The sequence below is a fragment of the Streptomyces sp. NPDC127197 genome (assembly GCF_042672405.1).
In the GTDB taxonomy this organism is placed as follows: Bacteria; Actinomycetota; Actinomycetes; order Streptomycetales; family Streptomycetaceae; genus Streptomyces; species Streptomyces flavusporus.
The window spans coordinates 1-2,299 of sequence record NZ_JBHXVG010000125.1; the positions used below are offsets into that span (position 1 = coordinate 1).

2 protein-coding genes are annotated in these 2,299 nt (G+C 73.5%); both read left to right on the plus strand.

Translation table 11 applies throughout. The annotated features are described in order from the left end of the window. The first annotated feature begins 5 nt into the window (after positions 1-5). Positions 6-1,100: a ferredoxin reductase gene (locus tag ACFVJQ_RS45825; protein ID WP_385791927.1), complete on the plus strand. Its 1,095-nt coding sequence runs from the start codon at positions 6-8 to the stop codon at positions 1,098-1,100. Between the two features lie 44 nt (positions 1,101-1,144). Next, positions 1,145-2,200 (plus strand): fatty acid desaturase family protein, encoded by a 1,056-nt coding sequence (locus tag ACFVJQ_RS45830; protein ID WP_385791925.1) that lies wholly within the window; start codon positions 1,145-1,147, stop codon positions 2,198-2,200. Positions 2,201-2,299 lie beyond the last annotated feature (99 nt).

Here is a 2,299-nt window from a genome sequence, read left to right on the forward strand (position 1 = left end):
GCGGAATGGTCGGTGCGCTGCGGCACCTGGCGCGGCCCGTCTGGCAGGGTGCCGGGCGGCTGACCACCCCGTTGCTGCCCGACGACTTTCTGGCGGTCGTCGATCCCCTGTGGTCGGCCAGGTGGCCGGCGGGCCGGGTGGAGCTGGTCCGGGCGGAGACGGCGGACGCGACGACGCTCGTGGTGCGGGCGGGGCGTGGCTGGTCGGGGCAGCGCGCGGCGGGTCAGTACGTGCCGGTGGGAGTGGGCATCGGCGGCGTACTGCACTGGCGGACGTACTCGATCACGACCCCGCCGGACGGCTCCGGGCGTTTCGCGATCACGGTGCGGGCGGTCCCGGACGGGCGGGTGTCGCCGCACCTGGCCCACCGGGTCCGGCCCGGGGAGATCCTGCGCGTCGGTCCCGTCCAGGGGGATTTCGTGCTGCCCGGCCCGCCGCCGGCGCGGCTGCTGTTGCTGACCGGCGGTATTGGCATCACGCCCGTGGTGGCCATGCTGCGCGCGCTCGCCGGGCGCAGGGGCCGCCGCCCGGACACCGTGCTGGTGCACAGCGCGCCGGACGCCGACCGGGTGGTCTTCGGCGGTGAGCTGCGTGCCGTGGCCGCCCGCGAGAGCTGGTTCACGCTGTACGAACACCACACCCGCCGGGAAGGGCGGCTGGACCGGGTGCGCCTGGGCGCTCTGTGCCCTGACTGGGCGGAGCGCGAGACCTGGGCCTGCGGCCCGGAAGGGCTGCTCGCGTTCGCCGAGCGGGCCTGGCGCGATGCGGATGCCCGGCGCCGGCTGCATCTGGAGCGGTTCCGGCCGCCGTCACCGGCCGCGCCGGGCGGTGGATCGGGCGGGCACGGCGGGCGGGTGCGCTTCATCCGCAGCGGTGTCGAGACGGACGCCGGCTCCGCCACGCCCCTGCTGGCCGTGGGCGAGGCGGCGGGTGTCGTCATGCCCAGCGGCTGCCGTATGGGCATCTGCCACAGCTGCGTCAGCCGACTGTCCGCCGGCCGGGTCCGCGATCTGCGGACCGGCGACGTACACGGCGAGCCGGGCGATCTGATCCAGACCTGCGTGTCGGCCGCCTGCGGACCCGTGCACATCGACCTGTAGAGACCGTCTGTCGAGCCTTGAGCCTTCAGGAAGGGGAGAAATCAGTGGCCGCTGCGTTTGCTCTTGCGCCGCACGAAGCCGACGCCTTCGGGCAGGAACTGGACCGCATCCGCGCCGAGGTGCTGGCCGAGCGCGGCGCCGAGGACGCCCGCTACATCCGCACCCTCATCACCGTGCACCGCGCCCTGGAAGCCGGTGGCCGGGCCGCACTGGCCGTGTCCCTGCTGCCGCCCGCCTGGCTGGCCGGAACGGCGATGCTCACCACCGCCAAGATCCTGGAGAACATGGAGCTGGGCCACAACATCCTGCACGGCCAGTGGGACTGGATGCGCGACCTGGCCGTCCACTCCACCACCTGGGAGTGGGACTTCCCCACCCCGGCCGCCGCCTGGAAGCACACCCACAACGACCTGCACCACACCTGGACCAACGTGGTGGGCCGGGACCGGGACCTGGGCTACGTGGCCATGCGGATGAGCGCGGACCAGCCCTGGCACCCCGTCCATCTCCTCCAGCCCCTGTACGGCGGGCCGCTGCTGGCACCGCTCTTCGAGTGGGCCATCGCGCTGTACGACCTGGAGCCCGAGGCCGTCGTCCAGGGCCGCAAGCCGCTGCGCGCGTTCCTGGACGACCTCGCAGGTGTGGCCCGCAAGGCGGCACGGCAATCCGCCAAGGACTACGTCCTCTTCCCGCTGCTGGCCGGCCCGTCCGCCCTGCCCTGCCTGCTCGGCAACCTCACCGCCAACGTCACCCGCAACATCTGGGCGCACACCGTCATCTTCTGCGGCCACTTCCCCGCCGGCGCGGAATCCTTCACCGAGGACGAGATCGAGGGCGAGTCGCGCGGCCAGTGGTACGTACGGCAGGCCCTCGGCTCGGCGAACATCGACGGCGGCCCTCTCCTGCACATCCTCACCGGCAACCTCAGCCACCAGATCGAGCACCACCTCTTCCCCGACCTGCCCAGCAACCGCTACGCCCAGATCGCCCCCCGGGTGCGCAAGCTGTGCGAGAAGTACGGCATCCCCTACACCACCGGCCCGCTGCCGCGCCAGTACGCCTCCACCTGGGCCCGCATCTGGCGCATGGCGCTCCCGTAACACCCCCGCACCAGCCGGTTCGCCGACGCACGGGGCCGTGGCCCGCACCCGGGCCCGCGGCCTGTCGGTCCGGCGCCGGGCGGTCACCCGGGGCGCTCC

Excerpts from the sequence above, each read along its gene's own strand:
- ACFVJQ_RS45825 (WP_385791927.1), top strand. The coding sequence starts at position 6 with ATGGTCGGTGCGCTGCGGCACCTGGCGCGGCCCGTCTGGCAGGGTGCC.